Source organism: Marinobacter sp. DSM 26671 (assembly GCF_900112835.1).
Taxonomy (GTDB): Bacteria; Pseudomonadota; Gammaproteobacteria; order Pseudomonadales; family Oleiphilaceae; genus Marinobacter; species Marinobacter flavimaris.
This window is the reverse complement of the sequence record NZ_FONF01000023.1, coordinates 39,844-54,590: the sequence shown is the minus strand read 5'-3', so window position 1 is coordinate 54,590 and position 14,747 is coordinate 39,844. Positions and strand designations below refer to the sequence as shown.

Genomic DNA, 14,747 nt, shown 5'->3' with positions numbered 1-14,747 from the left:
TTTTCGATGTTTTCCGTCTCCGGAAAGCGCCGAAAAATGACCCGGCTTACTGCTTGTTTCGAGGCGCGCATTCTACAGTGAATCGCTTGCCTGTCAACTGCTTTCTGAAGAACTTTGAAACTCATTTTCTTCAGCGCTTTCAAACAGTTATCTTTCGATTTCTGAGCCGCCTCAGCGGTGCCCCCCTCGAAAGAGATGCGCATTCTACAGACCTGCCCGAGGGTGTCAACGGCGATTCTGAAAAAAACTCAAAATCGCCCCAAATCGATCAGACAGTAATCAGAACCCGGGCGATCTTCTTCTTGCCAGCCTGGATTACGCAATCATCGCCTTCCACAAACATCCGATCGCCTTCGAATTTCTGACCATCGACAAATACCGCACCACGCCCCAGGACATCCCGGGCTGCCGCGCCGTTCTTGACCAAACCCGCCAGGCGAAGCACCGCCGCCATCGGAATCTCGGACTGACCCTCTAAAGGCACTTCGACAGTCGGCACATTGTCCGGGATCTCGCCGAGCGCCACTCGGTTACCGGCGGACTTGTGGGCAGTGCGAGCTGCCTCCTCATCGTGGAACCGGGCAATAATCTCTTCCGCCAGCAACTTCTTATAGTCCTGCGGGTTAGCACCATCGGCGACAGCCTTACGGAACTCCTCCACCTCTGCAAGCGGCCGGAAGCTCAACAGCTCGAAGTAACGCCATAGAAGATCATCCGGCATGGAAAGCAACTTGGTGTACATCTCACCTGGCGAGTCATTCACGCCCACATAATTGCCCAGAGACTTGGACATCTTCTGAACACCGTCGAGCCCCTCCAAAATCGGCATGGTAAGGATCACCTGGGGCGATTGACCGTAATGCTTTTGGAGAATTCGCCCCATCAGAAGATTGAACTTCTGGTCGGTCCCGCCCAGCTCAACATCGGCCTCCATGGCGACAGAGTCATACCCCTGAACCAACGGGTAAAGGAACTCGTGAATCGCAATCGCCTGCTCGGCGCGGTAGCGCTTGGTGAAGTCATCCCGCTCCAGCATTCGCGCAACGGTGTATTGCCCGGCAAGCTTGATCATATCGGCGGCGCTCATCTTACCCATCCAGTCGGAATTGAACATGACGCGCGTTTTCGCGGGATCAAGAATCTTGAACACCTGCTCTTTATAGCTGACCGCGTTCTCGGCGACCTGCTGCTCTGTTAGAGGAGGACGCGTGGCGCTTTTCCCGGTGGGGTCACCGATCATTCCGGTGAAATCTCCAATCAGAAACATCACCTCGTGACCAAGATTCTGAAACTGCCGCAGCTTGTTAATAAGAACGGTGTGCCCAAGATGAAGGTCCGGCGCAGTGGGGTCGAAACCCGCCTTAATCCGCAGCGGACGACCTTCCTTCAATTTTTCGATGAGCTCATCTTCCGGAATGAGTTCGTCTACGCCTCGCTTGATTATCGCCAACGCTTCATCAATGGATGCCATGAACAACACGTCCCCGCTTTGATCTTGGAAAGATTCTGTCAGTTACAGAGTTCAACAAAAGAAATCTGTGAGTTACCTGTTCCCCTGCTACTATATGCTGACCAGATTTTGGCCAACACCGACTTTGCAGGGCGGCGTATTATAACAACGCTGTCAAAAGAAATCCGGAGGATGGAGCAGCAACCGTAATGTTCCACGCTGTCCCGCATGCATTTTATACGGTAATCTGTTGGACTATACTTGAACAACAGCTTCAATTAGGTAGTACAAGCTGCCGTAATACCGATTAAAACGGGTGCGATACGTGCTGAAAATGTTTCCTAAAACTCACATTACCATTGCTGCCGCGGCTACCGTTGTTGTTACCGCTGCCATTCTCATGAGCCCCAGCAGCAACGTTGAAGCCAAACGGATGTCCTATGCCCTGGATCTGGAGCAAGGCACCGTTTCCGAAACCGGCGCAGCGCCTGAGCAAGCAATGCCGACAGAGGCTCCCGTTGCGGACACCCAGCCGAAAGCGCCTGAATCCGATGTCCTGACAGAGGCTACGCAGCAGGCAAGCGTTTCCGCTCCCGAGCAACCTGTCGCTCCGAAGTTGCCGGAAATTGAATGGCAAACCTTCGCGATCAAGTCTGGTGACACGCTGTCCTCCCTGTTCAAGAAAGCTGGCTTTAACGACGGCATCATGCTTTCGGTTATTCATGGCGACGGAGAGGCCGAAAAACTCCAGCGCCTGTACGCCGGCGAAACCATTCGTTTTGCGACAACCGAAGACGGTGGGCTTGCTGCCATCGACTTGCAGAGAAACCGCCTGGAAACCCTGAAGATTACCAAAGAAGGCGAAAGCTTTACCGGCGAAACCGAAGTTCGCAAACCGGAAGCGCGGCCAGCCTTTGCATCAGGCACCATTGACGGCTCCCTCTATCTGGCTGCGCGCGAAGCGGGCCTCAACGACAGCCTGACCATGGAGCTGGCAGGCATCTTCGGCTGGGATATCGACTTTGTCTACGACGTCCGGAAGGGCGACCAGTTCGAAGTGGTTTACGAAGAACTCTACCTAGACGGCGAAAAGTTCGACACCGGCCGGATCCTGTCTGCACGATTCGTTAACCGCGGCGAAGAAAACCTCGCACTGCTTTATACCGACAGCAATGGCGACAGCGATTACTACGCTCCCGATGGCAAAAGCATGCGCAAGGCATTCCTGCGAACCCCCATCAATGCCCGGATTTCTTCTCCGTTCAACCTTCAGCGCCGCCATCCCGTTCTGGACGTAGTACGTCCGCATGAAGGCACCGATTACGCAGCGCCTCCCGGAACTCCCATCAAGGCGGCAGGTTCCGGTCGGGTGAAATTCGCAGGCTGGAAAGGTGGTTACGGACGAACTGTCATCCTCCAGCACGGCGACAACATCACCACGCTGTATGCACACATGAGCCGCCTGGGTAAAGGCATCAAGAATGGCACCCGAGTCAAGCAGGGCCAAACCATCGGGCATGTTGGTTCATCGGGCATGGTAACCGGACCTCACCTGCACTATGAGTTCAGGCTGAACGGGTCGCCGCGCAACTCCCGCACGGTCAAGTTGCCGGACGCCAAGCCCATTCCGTCTTCCGAGATGGCCCGATTCAAGCAATTCACCGAACAGCGAATCGCGCAGTTTGACGTGTTCCGCGAGAGCTATCAGCAACTCGCACTGGCTTCAGACGACTGAGAAACAAATGGAAGCCTGGATTGGGTTGATGTCGGGCACCAGCATGGATGGCATTGATGCCGTGCTGGTGTCTTTCCAGAACAACACCGTACATATCCACGCCTCGCACACGACTCCCTACCCCGATCAAATTCGCCACCGGCTGCTGGCCGCCAGCCAGAATCACGCCGCGCCTGACGAAATCGGTGAACTGGATACCCTGGTCGGCACCCTGTTTGCCCAGGCGGCGAACGACGTTATTCAAACGTCCGGCTTTGACCGGGCGACAATTCGCGCCATAGGCAGCCACGGACAAACGCTTCGTCACCAGCCTTCCGGCACAGCACCCTTCTCGATCCAGATTGGCAATCCTTCCGTGGTATCCGAAGTCAACAACATTACGACGGTCGCAGATTTCCGGAGACGGGATATGGCCGCTGGGGGCCAGGGAGCGCCGCTGGTTCCAGCCTTCCACAAGGCATTTTTCAGCTCGGAGACAGAGAACCGCTGTATTCTTAATCTCGGCGGCATTGCCAATATCACCTGGCTCCCGGCCAGCACCACCGCGCCTGCAACCGGTTTCGACACCGGCCCGGCCAATGCACTGATGGATGCCTGGTGCCTGGACCAGACCGGGCTTCCGTTTGACAGCGACGGCCATTGGGCGCGCGAGGGATCGGTTAACGAGGAGCTTCTCGAGGACATGCTTTCCGATGCCTACTTCTCGAAGGCACCCCCGAAAAGCACGGGGAAAGAGCGGTTCAATCTTGACTGGGTCAAAACACTGGTAGGTCGCCACCCTGAGATTCCGACCGAGGACATTCAGAGGACCTTGCTGCAGCTGACCGTCAACAGCGTTGTTAACCAGCTGCCTGAAACCAAGGATGTTCGGATCTACGTATGTGGCGGCGGGGCGCGAAATCCACTCCTGATGGAAGAGCTCGGCAAGGCTCTGCCGGAGGCCAGCCTGTCACTGACCTCGGAACTGGGGGTCGACCCTCAAATGGTGGAGCCTGTGGCGTTTGCCTGGCTGGCAAAACAGGCTTTCGAAGGTAAGCCGGGAAACCTTCCTGACGTAACCGGCGCGGCCGGCCCTCGCATTCTGGGTGCTATCTACCCGGCCTGAAATCTTTTCGGATCAGAGATCAGATAGAGAAGGAACTGCCACACCCGCAGGTGGAACTTGCATTGGGGTTCTGGACCACGAACTGTGAGCCCTGCAGGCCTTCCTGATAATCAATCGTAGCGCCCACCAGATACTGGTAACTCATCGGATCCACCAGAAGAGAAACGCCATCACGCTCGATCACGGTGTCCTCCTCATCCTGGCTTTCATCAAACGAGAAGCCGTACTGAAATCCGGAGCAGCCCCCGCCCGTCACAAAGACGCGGAGTTTGAGTTCGGGATTTTCTTCTTCCTCGATCAACTCACGTACTTTGGCAACGGCACTGTCACTGAAGAACAGCGGTGTAGCTATTTGTTGCTGAACTGCGCTCAAGTTCGCCTCCGGATTATCGTGAACAACTCAGGCGATTATGGTATTCCTGACTAAAACAATCAACTATTCGGACTTTCCACCATCGTCCGCACCGCTGGGCTCCCCTGCCGAATCGCCAGCGGAAGCCTGCTTTTCACCGGACACGGCGGCTTTGGAATCCTGGGATAGCAACCCTACCGGCTCCCGCTGATGCACCAGATTTCCGTTTACAGACGCCCCCATCGCCATTTCAATGAGGTTGTAGTAAACGCTTCCATTGATAGAGGCTTTTTCCGCCAGTTCAAGATGTGCCGAGGCGTAGACATCACCATTCACGGTTCCGTTGATAATGACGTGCGGCGCATTGATATCACCCGTCACTTCGCCAACTTCTGAAATCCTCAGTACCGCGTCGGTGCCCTCATCGGCAACGACCTTGCCACGAATCCGGCCATCCACGTGAAGCCCACCGCTGAAATGCACATCGCCTTCAACCGTCGTACGGGAAGAGATCAGGGTGTCAAAATGGCCCGTGGGCCGGCGCGGCTTCTGCTTTTTCTTGCCAAGCATGTCAGTTCTCCGTTAAATCGTCCCAGTTAAAGGTGCGCTCGGCTTGCGAGGATTTTTTTCCCTCTGCCTGGGCAACCACCTGGATCTCAAGCGGTTCAAATTGTTCCGGCAGTTTCAGGGAGCCTTCGACATCCTGAAAGTACCGGAAACGGAATTTCACACCGAGATCGGCTATGTCCTCCGAGAGATCACGCAAGGCGATGACCTCTTTTTCCTCATCCCGCAAACCAATGACATTGACTGCCACCACACCGGAAATGTAGCTCTTGTTGTTGCCGACCTGGGTCAGCACCAACTTGAAGTCATAACTGTCCTGATTGCGAGCCCGAACCAGTGAAAAGCTGTCTACCTGAAGCCCCTTGCTGGTTTCCGACGGAGCCATGATGTTTTTATAGAAAGTCAGGTCCGATTGCAGTGACACAATGCGGGTTTCCAGATCCACAATGGTTTTTCGCGCCTGGTTCAGGGCCTGCTCGTCAATCGCCTGACCACGCTCAAGGTTGATCAGCTGCTGCCGGGCCTTGCGATAATCATCCCGGAGCTTCTCGACCTCGTTTTCCAGCACCTGGTTCGACTCCTCGGCACTGGAAAAACGGAACCCGCCCTGGGCGAGCCCGGCGGCATACCCCACGACCGCAGCTACCACGGTAAAAACCAGAAGGATGGCGGTTCTGCGCAGGCGATAACCCGGTCGATGCCGGATGACCACATACTCTTCAGCCGGCTTTCGCTGTTCGCTCACAATCTTCCCTTGGGTATCAAGGCAAAAGCGCCGGGGCCTCAAGCCCCATGGTTTCTTTCAGGCCAAACATAATGTTCATATTCTGGACCGCCTGCCCGGCCGCACCTTTCACCAGGTTATCAATGACGGAAGAAACAATAACAATGTTGCTCTGTTCCTGCCTGTGCAGTGCCATGCGACACTGGTTCGCCCCACGCACGCTCCGGGTTTCCGGATGGCTGCCGAAAGGCATCACATCGACAAAAGGCTCGTCATCAAAACGCTGCTCGAACAGGGCCTGGAGCCGATCAAAGTCCGCCGGATTTTTCAGCTCGGCGTAGAGCGTCGCCTCGATGCCGCGGATCATCGGAATCAGGTGGGGCACGAACGTCACACCCACATCCCCGCCAGCAGCACCGCACAAACCCTGGCGGATTTCCGGCAGATGACGATGCCCCGAGGCGCCGTAGGCTTTGAAGCTTTCACCGATCTCCCCGTGGAGCATGCCGATCTTGCTCTGCCTGCCCGCGCCGCTGGCGCCGGACTTGGCATCGGCGATCAGGCGCTTTGGATCCACCAGTCCCTGCTCCAGCAACGGGAGGAATCCCAGCTGAACTGCAGTCGGATAGCAACCCGGATTGGCCACCAGTTGAGCAGTGCGGATTTCATCACGCACCACTTCCGGCAAACCGTAAACCGCCTTCTCCGCCCACTCCGGGCTCTCATGGGCCATGCCATACCAATTGGCCCAGACATCCAGATCTTTAAGACGGAAATCGGCGGACAGATCCACTACACGCACGCCCGCGGACATAAGTTCCGGCACCATCCTCATGGCCACGCCATGGGGCGTGGCGAAGAACACCAGATCGCAGGCCCCAAGCACATTGACGTCCGGCTCTGAAAACGCGAGGTCGTAATGGCCTCGCAAATTGGGGTACATCTCCGCAACCGGCATGCCCGCTTCGGAACGGGAGGTAATGCAACTGACCGAAACTTCAGGGTGAACCGCGAGGATTCTCAGCAGTTCCACACCGGTGTAGCCGGTGCCTCCAACGATGCCTACTCTAATCACCATTTTCTCCAGCGACGTCGTATCAGAATTAAGAGCTTTGACGCCGTAGTCTACCATGATAAACCAATGACTTATTGCAGCCCTCAGGGCGACCGTTACAATGTTGTCAGAATCTTTCTGACAGTCCACCCAAATCCACCGGAACGCTGGCCTCATGCAGAAAATCTGGCACCAGATTACCGAGCATCTGATTCCTGTTTTCCGGCGCCGACTGTCCGGTGTTGATGCATTGCCACAACTGGCCGTACTCGGCCTGTTATCCGGGTTGATTACCGGCGGCGTGATCCTGGTTTTTCGGCTGGCTATCGAATGGCCGCTTGAGCATTTCCTGCCCGGGAATGGCTCCGAATCCTTCGAACAACTGGACCTGATTACCCGCGGGCTCCTGCCTCTGGCTGGCGCCCTCGGTCTGGGGCTGCTGATGCATCGTCTGGCCACCCATGACCGCAAGGTCGGGATTGTGCATGTGATGGAACGCCTGAACTACCACCAGGGCTACATTTCCATGCGCAGCGCGATCGTGCAGTTCATCTCGGGCGTTGCGACCGTGGTCAGTGGGCAGTCGGCCGGTCGTGAGGGGCCTGCCGTGCACCTGGGAGCGGCTTTTTCAAGCCTGATGGGCCAGTGGATGCGGCTTCCGAACAACAGCATCCGGACACTGGTGGCCTGCGGTTGTGCGGCCGCCATTTCAGCCTCTTTCAACACGCCGATCTCCGGCGTCATCTTCGCCATGGAAGTGGTGATGATGGAATACACCATTGCGGGTTTTACACCGATTATCCTGGCCTCTGTCAGCGCTGCCATCGTTACTCAGGCGGTCTATGGCACAGAGCCGGCCTTTAACGTGCCGGCGCTGACCATGAACTCGCTAACGGAAATCCCCTGGATACTCGCCATAGCGGTGATTATCGGCATTTCGGCCGCGCTGTTTATCCAGCTGGTTGACACTATGGGCAAGCATCACCACCGCCCAGTGCTGTTGCGCATCACGTTTGCGGGTCTTCTGATGGTGCCATTTGCCATTTTTATTCCGGAAACCATGGGTATCGGTTACGACACCGTCAACGAAACCATTAACGGCGAACTCGGGTTCTGGCTCCTGCTCGGAGCCGGGGCCGCCAAACTGGTGATTACATCGCTCTCCATCGGGCTGGGCATGCCAAGTGGCGTGATCGGCCCCACCCTGTTTATGGGGGCAACCCTGGGCGGCGCCATGGGGCTGATTGGCGCCCAGATCATGCCGGAGCAGGCTTCCTCTGTTGGCTTCTACGCCATGCTCGGCATGGGAGCCATGATGGGCGCCGTACTGCAGGCGCCACTCGCCGCCCTGATGGCATTGATGGAGCTCACGCGTAACCCCAACATCATCCTCCCGGGCATGCTGATCATCACCACCTCGAGCCTGGTGACCAGCGAGGCGTTCGGAAAGAGGTCACTGTTCCTGACCATTCTCAAGAACCAGGGGCTTAGCTATCAGAATTCCCCGGTTATACAGGCCCTGCGACGAGTGTCGGTTGGTGCCATCATGGACCGCAGCATACTGCGAACTGAACGCCACCTGACGGTGGAAGAGGCCCGCAAGGTTCTGAAATCCGAGCCAAAGTGGCTGGTGGTTGAAGGCAGTAGCGGCCCCACTGCATTGTTGCCGGCCGTGGATCTCGCCAGATATCTGGAGGACACCGAAAAGCTGGTGGCCGAAGAGGAAATCGAACCGCCGGAGTCCATTGATCTGATGGACATCCCCGCGAACCGTCGAGACGTTGCCCCCGTGCAGTACCAGGCCACTCTGGAGGAAGCGTTAAACCAGTTCGATGCAACCAATGCCGAGGCCCTGTACGTACAACGTCACGTGGCGCCCATGATCCAGCGGGTTTATGGCGTGGTACTGAAAGCCGATATCGAGAGTTACTACCAATACCGACGGAGCTGACGAATGCTGTGGGTGAAAGCCTTCCATATTATTTCACTAGTGTGCTGGTTCGCCGGCATTTTCTATCTGCCCAGACTGTTCGTCTACCATGCCGCCTGCGAGGATGAGCCTGGTCGTGAGCGTTTCAAGATCATGGAGCGCAAGCTGTACCGCGGCATTACCACGCCGTCGATGATCGCCACCGTTGTCTTCGGTGTCTGGCTGATCAGTTACAATGCCTCCGGCTATTTCAGCCAGGGCTGGATGCATGCCAAGCTGTTTCTGGTTGCCATTCTGATCGTTTACCATTTCTATTGCGGGCACCTTGTAAAGGTCTTCCGGGACGACCGGAACACCAGAAGCCACGTGTTCTACCGGTGGTTCAACGAACTGCCGGTGCTGATTCTTCTGGCCGTTGTAATCCTGGCTGTTGTCAAACCGTTTTGAGGAGCTGAGTCATCAAACGCTACACCCGACCACAGGTTCTGATTCTTTCCGGCCTTGATCCGTCCGGCGGCGCCGGCATTCAGGCCGACATCCAGGCCGTCACCTCCCTTGGCTGCCATCCCTTGCCGGTTCTTACCTGCCTCACCGTGCAGGACACCCGTAACGTGTATGGCGCCGAGCCCGTATCGGCTGACCTGATCCGAAAACAACTCCAATGTCTCGCCGATGATTCCCCGATCCATGCCATCAAAACCGGTGCACTGGGCAATGCTGCGGTGGTGGATGTGCTCGTGGATTTCATCCGTGAACATCCGGGCATTCCCGTGATTACCGACCCGGTGATCAAAGCCGCAGGGGGCGGTGATCTGGCCGACGACGAACTGGTCAGCGCGATGAAGGAGAAGCTCTTTCCTGTGGCCGAAATGATCACGCCCAATGGCGTCGAACTGGCCATGCTCGGCAACAGTGAAGACGCCGATCAGGCCGCCGACAATCTGCTGAAGGGCGGCTGCGAATCCGTGCTGGCCACTGGTGGACACGGCACCGGCATTCACATTATCAACACGCTCTACAACCACGCCCCTCAGCCCATGCGCTGGGAAATTGAACGAATCGGTGGTGAGTACCATGGCACCGGCTGCACCCTGGCAGCGGCCATTTCTGCCGGCAGAGCCTCCGGGCTATCGCCCCGCGCCGCCATTTCCCAGGCCCAGAACTACGTTCATCGCGCCATACTCCACGCCCTGGAAGTCGGTAAAGGCCAGCCGGTGCCGGATCGAGGTATTCTGTGGGAGCGATGAGTAAAGGGCTGCGCCCGGGGCTCTACGCCATTACCGACAGCGTACTGACACCACCCGAAACACTGATCGAATCGGTTGAGGCTGCGCTTCGGGGCGGCGCGGTCATGGTACAATACCGCGAAAAGAGCGCGCCGATGGCTGAACGGATTTCCCAGGCGGTCAGTTTGCAGGCTGTATGCCGAAATGCGGGCGTTCCGTTGCTGATCAACGACGATCCTGATCTCGCGAAACGGGTCGGGGCTGCCGGGGTACACATGGGTCAGACGGACGGCTCAGTGGCAGCGGCCCGCCGCCTTCTCGGTGATGAGGCCATAATCGGCATAACCTGTCACGCCGATCTCGCACTTGCACAGGCTGCTCTGGGGGCGGGCGCGGACTATCTGGCGTTCGGGCGATTTTATACGTCGTCGACCAAACCCGGCGCCCCGGCAGCGCCTCCCGGTGTGCTGACCGACGCGAAGCGTTTCGGCCTCCCGATCACCGCCATCGGCGGGGTAACCACAGACAACGGCGAACCTCTTATCCGTGCCGGGGCCGACATGCTCGCCGTGGTAGGCGGCCTTTTTGGCGGCGACACACATGACATTGAGATGCGAGCCAAAGCGTTCGAGCGCCTGTTCGCAAGCCATCATCCACTTTTTTCACTTCCGGAATAACAGGAGCCCAGATCCATGACGCACTCCGAAACCCTGTTCGAGCAGGCCCAGAAATACATCCCCGGTGGCGTGAATTCTCCGGTCCGGGCCTTTCGAGGCGTTGGCGGCACGCCGATTTTCTTCAAGCACGCCCAGGGCGCCTATCTTTACGACGAAGACGATCAGCGCTACATCGATTACATCGGCTCCTGGGGCCCCATGATTCTTGGCCACGGTGACCAACGCATCAAAGACGCCCTGCATGCGCAGGTTGATCTGGGCGTTGGCTATGGTGCGCCGACCGCCCTCGAAACCGAGATGGCCAAGAAAGTGTGCGAACTGGTGCCATCCATCGAACTGGTCCGCATGGTGAATTCGGGTACCGAGGCCACCATGAGCACTGTCCGCCTGGCGAGGGGCTACACCGGTCGCGACAAGATCGTGAAGTTCGAGGGCTGCTACCACGGCCACGTGGATTCACTGCTGGTCAAAGCAGGCTCCGGCGCCCTCACCCTGGGCGTGCCGAATTCCCCGGGCATCCCCGCCAGCCTGGCTGAGCACACCATCACGCTGACCTACAACGACATGGACAGCGTTCGCGAATGCTTCCGGGAGATGGGCGACCAGATCGCCGCGATTATCGTAGAGCCGGTCGCTGGCAATATGAACTGCATTCCACCGGTCCCAGGCTTCCTGGAGGGGTTGCGGGAAGTGTGCGACGAGCACGGCACCGTGCTGATCTTCGACGAAGTAATGACCGGGTTCCGGGTTTCCCTTGGCGGCGCGCAGGGGCTGTATGGCGTAACCCCGGACCTCACCGCACTGGGCAAGGTGATTGGTGGCGGACTTCCGGTCGGCGCCTTTGGCGGCAAACGGGAAATCATGGAACACATCTCACCATTGGGACCGGTTTACCAGGCAGGCACCCTGAGCGGTAACCCCCTGGCCATGTGCGCCGGCCTGACGACACTGAACGCAATCTCCGAGCCCGGTTTCCACGACCGGCTGACCGAGAAAACCAATGCCGTTCGCGACGGCCTGAAAGAAGCCGCTGACGCCACTGGCATCCCTTTGACGGTCCAGAGTGCCGGGGCCATGTTCGGATTCTTCTTTACCGAGGAAAGCTCTGTTACCCGCTTTGACCAGGTGATGGGCTGTGATGTCGAACGGTTCAAGAAGTTCTTCCAGGGCATGCTTAAAGAAGGCGTATACCTGGCACCATCCGCCTTTGAGGCTGGCTTTACGACAGCGGCACTGTCCGAACAGGACATCGCCGATACGGTAGCGGCGGCCAAAAAGGTCATGGCCACGCTCTGATACTTCCGCTGTCCCCATCGCTGCCCCGCAGAACATGTCCTGCGGGGCCACCGATGTGATGGGCATCACAGTTCCACGGCGAATACCCCTGCCTGGCCTCTTGTGCCGTTGACTTACCATCCAGCCTGATCAAATGTTGATCTAATCTCTACCGAGATGCTCTGACGGCACCAATCTAACAAACACAAAAATCAAGTCAGCGCACGGAAGCACTCGGTCTGCCTACAGGCAGATGCAGTACGAGCAGGAAGTCTCTGGAGCAACCCGTTAGGTTGAGCCGCAGTTTGAATAACAAACACAACATCAAACTGTAGGAACGACAATGAAACTCTGGATCCAAGCAATGGCCCTGGCCCTGACTGTGGCCTGGTCGGCCCCCTCCGCCGCCTGGTGGTGGGACTCTACCCCTTCAAACTATACGGATACTCGCTACCCGGTTGTGCTGGTGCATGGCATGTTCGGCTTTGATTCGATTGCCGGCGTGGACTACTGGTACGGCGTCGCCGAGGATCTCCGCAAATACGGCGCTGATGTCTACACCACTCAGGTGCCCGCCCTGGACAGCACCATTGCTCGCGGTGAAGCGCTTCTGCCGCAGGTACAGGCGATCGCCGCGGTGCACGGCAAGGTCAATCTGATTGGCCACAGCCACGGGGGCCCCACGGCCCGTTACATCGCCAGGGTGCGGCCGGATCTGGTCGCCTCAGTGACGTCCGTCGGCTCGCCCCATAAAGGCTCGCCGGTCGCCGACCTTATCTACGGCTCCCCTGCCGAAAGCCTGGCGGCCAGTCTGGGTAATGCATTGGGTGGGCTTATCGATCTGCTGTCCGGTGGCGGTTATAACCAGGACCTGCGGTCAAGCCTGGAATCCCTCACCACTCAGGGCAGCGCCGAATTCAACAACTTTGCCCCTGCTGGGATTCCAACCACCGCTTGCGGTGAAGGCGCCTACTCGGCAAATGGTGTCCGCTTCTACTCCTGGGGTGGCACCGGTGTTCTGACCAACGTTCTGGATCCGTCCGACGCGTTGTTGGGCACCACCAGCCTCGCCTTCGGCTTCAGCCAGAACGACGGTCTGGTAGGCCGCTGCAGCAGCCGCTTTGGCAAGGTTATCCGGGATAATTACTTCATGAACCATCTGGATGAAGTGAATCAGGCGTTGGGCCTGCACAGCCTCTTCGAAACTGATCCAAAAGCGGTTTTCAAGCAACACGCCAACCGCCTGAGAAACGCAGGACTGTAACGGGTAGCCCGCCTTCTGGCTTTGCCTTGCAGAGCTAGAAGGCCCCTTCGAGGGTGAACATCAGGGTCTGGCGCTGATAGTCATACTGCGACAGACTGCTTCTGTTATCCCGAACCAACCACTCCCCCCGGACCAGCCAAAGGCTGTCCAGAGACTTTTCCGCCAGCAATCCGATCTCCAGACGGTTATCTGTTCTGCGACCGCTCTCGCCTTCCCCGGACACCACTTGATGGGCGTCCCGGTATCGACTGTGGCGAACAGAGCCCATCGTTCCGAATACGATATCTGGCCGCCAGCGGTAGCGACCGGCAAACTCCAGTGTGTGGTGGGTAGGTGAGACACTGATAAACTCACTGGTTGTTTGCAGATCCCGCCGGTCATTGATTTCCAGTGAGTAGTCGCCGTCCAATCGCCAGGGTCCCAGGTACTTCCGCGCATGAACGCGTGCCCGATACCACTGTCCGTCATAGGCCTCGAAGCCTGAACCACCATTCACGGTAGCCGCCGCCAGGGCAACTCCACACTGATCCGGGGCTACGGGTAGCGAACACTCACGCCAACGATAAAACCCCTCGATGCCGTATCGGGTCTCAAGGGATTCGCTGCCAAACCAGGACTTCACCAACGACACCAGAGCGCCGCGCTCAACTGCAGCGAGGGTCTCAGACCAGGCCAGTCGTCCCTGCAACACCTGAGTGTCGTATTCTTCATCGGACGTATGTTCCCGGGAGTAGGCGGCAGCATCGAGGGCAAGCCGTGAGCGGGTGCCGACTGGCCGCTCGTAGGTTCCGGCAGCCAGCGCCTCGAGGAACACCCCACCTTCACTCGACGCCGTATCCTCGGGCAGGCCGGCAATATTGGAATCGTAACCGCCCGAGATACCCAGATAGCCGCGAATGGAGGGCTGACCGGCCGACGACGGAACTCCGCCGGCCAGTCTATTCAGTTGCGCCCGAGCCAGTGTCCGAATCTTATCCGGAGCGCTCTCGGCCGAGGCCTGCTCGAACCAGCGACGGGCTTCGGCAGACTCCTCCGTGGCAAGCGCGACCAGACCGAGGTTATAACGCGCGAGGGCGCCATTGGAGCCGTCGAGCAAGGAACGGAAGGCAGATTCAGCGGCGCCATAATCGCCCAGCTGGTAGCAGACAACACCGAGGTTATAGAAAAGCGAGGGAGATCTCAGGCCAGCATCAACGGCCCTCTGGAAGCGCTGTTTCGCGGCGTTCAGGTCTCCTGCTTCAAAGGCTTCAACGCCGGCACGGAAATCCTCCATGCCGGCTTCCGTTTCAGCCGCCTGAAGAATCATCGTGGGCATTAACAACAGGATCAGGGACAGGGCGCGCCAAAATACCAGCAAACAGGTTTCTCCGGATTAATCCACGCGGGGC

The 14,747-nt window shown here is 57.8% G+C and carries 15 protein-coding genes; 8 read left to right on the top strand and 7 right to left on the bottom strand.

Annotated features, from left to right (window positions below; translation table 11 throughout):
* Both BM035_RS22815 and tyrS read right to left on the bottom strand, forming a co-directional pair.
* Positions 1 to 203, bottom strand: a 203-nt coding sequence (locus tag BM035_RS22815) for a hypothetical protein (protein WP_092033789.1), incomplete at its 3' end; no start/stop codon positions are given.
* 65 nt (positions 204 to 268) lie between these two features.
* Positions 269 to 1,471 (bottom strand): tyrosine--tRNA ligase, encoded by a 1,203-nt coding sequence (tyrS, locus tag BM035_RS19110; protein WP_092033786.1) that lies wholly within the window; start codon positions 1,469 to 1,471, stop codon positions 269 to 271.
* A 304-nt stretch (positions 1,472 to 1,775) separates the two neighbouring features.
* Here tyrS and BM035_RS19105 point away from each other — a divergent pair, with 304 nt between their 5' ends.
* Together BM035_RS19105 and BM035_RS19100 are read left to right on the top strand one after the other, a co-directional pair.
* Positions 1,776 to 3,185 carry an OapA family protein gene (locus tag BM035_RS19105; protein ID WP_008173144.1) on the top strand — a complete coding sequence of 470 codons (1,410 nt, stop codon included), beginning with the start codon at positions 1,776 to 1,778 and terminating at the stop codon, positions 3,183 to 3,185.
* Positions 3,186 to 3,192: 7 nt separating this feature from the next.
* Positions 3,193 to 4,290: an anhydro-N-acetylmuramic acid kinase gene (locus BM035_RS19100; RefSeq protein WP_008173145.1), complete on the top strand. Its 1,098-nt coding sequence runs from the start codon at positions 3,193 to 3,195 to the stop codon at positions 4,288 to 4,290.
* Positions 4,291 to 4,309: 19 nt separating this feature from the next.
* Here BM035_RS19100 and erpA read toward each other — a convergent pair whose 3' ends face one another.
* The 4 genes from erpA to argC all read right to left on the bottom strand — a co-directional run bounded on the left by erpA (position 4,310) and on the right by argC (position 7,008).
* Positions 4,310 to 4,663: an iron-sulfur cluster insertion protein ErpA gene (gene erpA, locus BM035_RS19095; RefSeq protein WP_008173146.1), complete on the bottom strand. Its 354-nt coding sequence runs from the start codon at positions 4,661 to 4,663 to the stop codon at positions 4,310 to 4,312.
* A gap of 63 nt (positions 4,664 to 4,726) precedes the next feature.
* Positions 4,727 to 5,212: a bactofilin family protein gene (locus tag BM035_RS19090; RefSeq protein ID WP_008173148.1), complete on the bottom strand. Its 486-nt coding sequence runs from the start codon at positions 5,210 to 5,212 to the stop codon at positions 4,727 to 4,729.
* Between the two features lies 1 nt (position 5,213).
* On the bottom strand, positions 5,214 to 5,954 hold the full coding sequence (locus tag BM035_RS19085) for a DUF6776 family protein (protein WP_014575940.1): 741 nt from the start codon (positions 5,952 to 5,954) through the stop codon (positions 5,214 to 5,216).
* 16 nt (positions 5,955 to 5,970) lie between these two features.
* Entirely contained in the window at positions 5,971 to 7,008 is a 1,038-nt protein-coding gene (argC, locus tag BM035_RS19080; RefSeq protein WP_092033803.1) for an N-acetyl-gamma-glutamyl-phosphate reductase, read from the bottom strand.
* A 154-nt stretch (positions 7,009 to 7,162) separates the two neighbouring features.
* Here argC and BM035_RS19075 point away from each other — a divergent pair, with 154 nt between their 5' ends.
* The 6 genes from BM035_RS19075 (at position 7,163) to BM035_RS19050 (ending at position 13,359) form a co-directional block, all read left to right on the top strand.
* Positions 7,163 to 8,938, top strand: a complete 1,776-nt coding sequence (locus BM035_RS19075) for a chloride channel protein (RefSeq protein ID WP_092033784.1) — start codon at positions 7,163 to 7,165, stop codon at positions 8,936 to 8,938.
* Positions 8,939 to 8,941: 3 nt separating this feature from the next.
* The gene (gene hemJ / locus BM035_RS19070; RefSeq protein WP_092033781.1) at positions 8,942 to 9,364 is read left to right on the top strand and encodes a protoporphyrinogen oxidase HemJ; all 423 of its coding nucleotides are present in this window, start codon (positions 8,942 to 8,944) and stop codon (positions 9,362 to 9,364) included.
* Between the two features lie 41 nt (positions 9,365 to 9,405).
* The gene (gene thiD, locus BM035_RS19065) at positions 9,406 to 10,164 is read left to right on the top strand and encodes a bifunctional hydroxymethylpyrimidine kinase/phosphomethylpyrimidine kinase (protein WP_092033778.1); all 759 of its coding nucleotides are present in this window, start codon (positions 9,406 to 9,408) and stop codon (positions 10,162 to 10,164) included.
* On the top strand, positions 10,161 to 10,820 hold the full coding sequence (gene thiE, locus BM035_RS19060) for a thiamine phosphate synthase (protein WP_008173154.1): 660 nt from the start codon (positions 10,161 to 10,163) through the stop codon (positions 10,818 to 10,820). Before thiD ends, thiE begins: the two co-directional genes overlap by 4 nt.
* A 15-nt stretch (positions 10,821 to 10,835) precedes the next feature.
* Positions 10,836 to 12,116 (top strand): glutamate-1-semialdehyde 2,1-aminomutase, encoded by a 1,281-nt coding sequence (hemL, locus tag BM035_RS19055; protein WP_008173155.1) that lies wholly within the window; start codon positions 10,836 to 10,838, stop codon positions 12,114 to 12,116.
* A 322-nt stretch (positions 12,117 to 12,438) separates the two neighbouring features.
* Positions 12,439 to 13,359, top strand: a complete 921-nt coding sequence (locus BM035_RS19050) for a lipase family alpha/beta hydrolase (RefSeq protein ID WP_041644915.1) — start codon at positions 12,439 to 12,441, stop codon at positions 13,357 to 13,359.
* A 34-nt stretch (positions 13,360 to 13,393) separates the two neighbouring features.
* Here the strand turns inward: BM035_RS19050 and BM035_RS19045 are convergent, their stop codons facing one another.
* A complete protein-coding gene (locus tag BM035_RS19045; RefSeq protein WP_008173158.1) occupies positions 13,394 to 14,716 on the bottom strand; it encodes a tetratricopeptide repeat protein in 1,323 nt (440 codons plus the stop codon).
* Between the last annotated feature and the right edge of the window lie 31 nt (positions 14,717 to 14,747).

Bases quoted from the DNA above. Each gene is read 5' to 3' on its own strand.
- hemL (WP_008173155.1), top strand. From the start codon at position 10,836: ATGACGCACTCCGAAACCCTGTTCGAGCAGGCCCAGAAATACATCCCC.
- tyrS (WP_092033786.1), bottom strand. From the start codon at position 1,471: ATGGCATCCATTGATGAAGCGTTGGCGATAATCAAGCGAGGCGTAGAC.
- BM035_RS19050 (WP_041644915.1), top strand. From the start codon at position 12,439: ATGAAACTCTGGATCCAAGCAATGGCCCTGGCCCTGACTGTGGCCTGG.
- BM035_RS19100 (WP_008173145.1), top strand. From the start codon at position 3,193: ATGGAAGCCTGGATTGGGTTGATGTCGGGCACCAGCATGGATGGCATT.
- hemJ (WP_092033781.1), top strand. From the start codon at position 8,942: ATGCTGTGGGTGAAAGCCTTCCATATTATTTCACTAGTGTGCTGGTTC.
- BM035_RS19075 (WP_092033784.1), top strand. From the start codon at position 7,163: ATGCAGAAAATCTGGCACCAGATTACCGAGCATCTGATTCCTGTTTTC.
- thiE (WP_008173154.1), top strand. From the start codon at position 10,161: ATGAGTAAAGGGCTGCGCCCGGGGCTCTACGCCATTACCGACAGCGTA.
- BM035_RS19090 (WP_008173148.1), bottom strand. From the start codon at position 5,212: ATGCTTGGCAAGAAAAAGCAGAAGCCGCGCCGGCCCACGGGCCATTTT.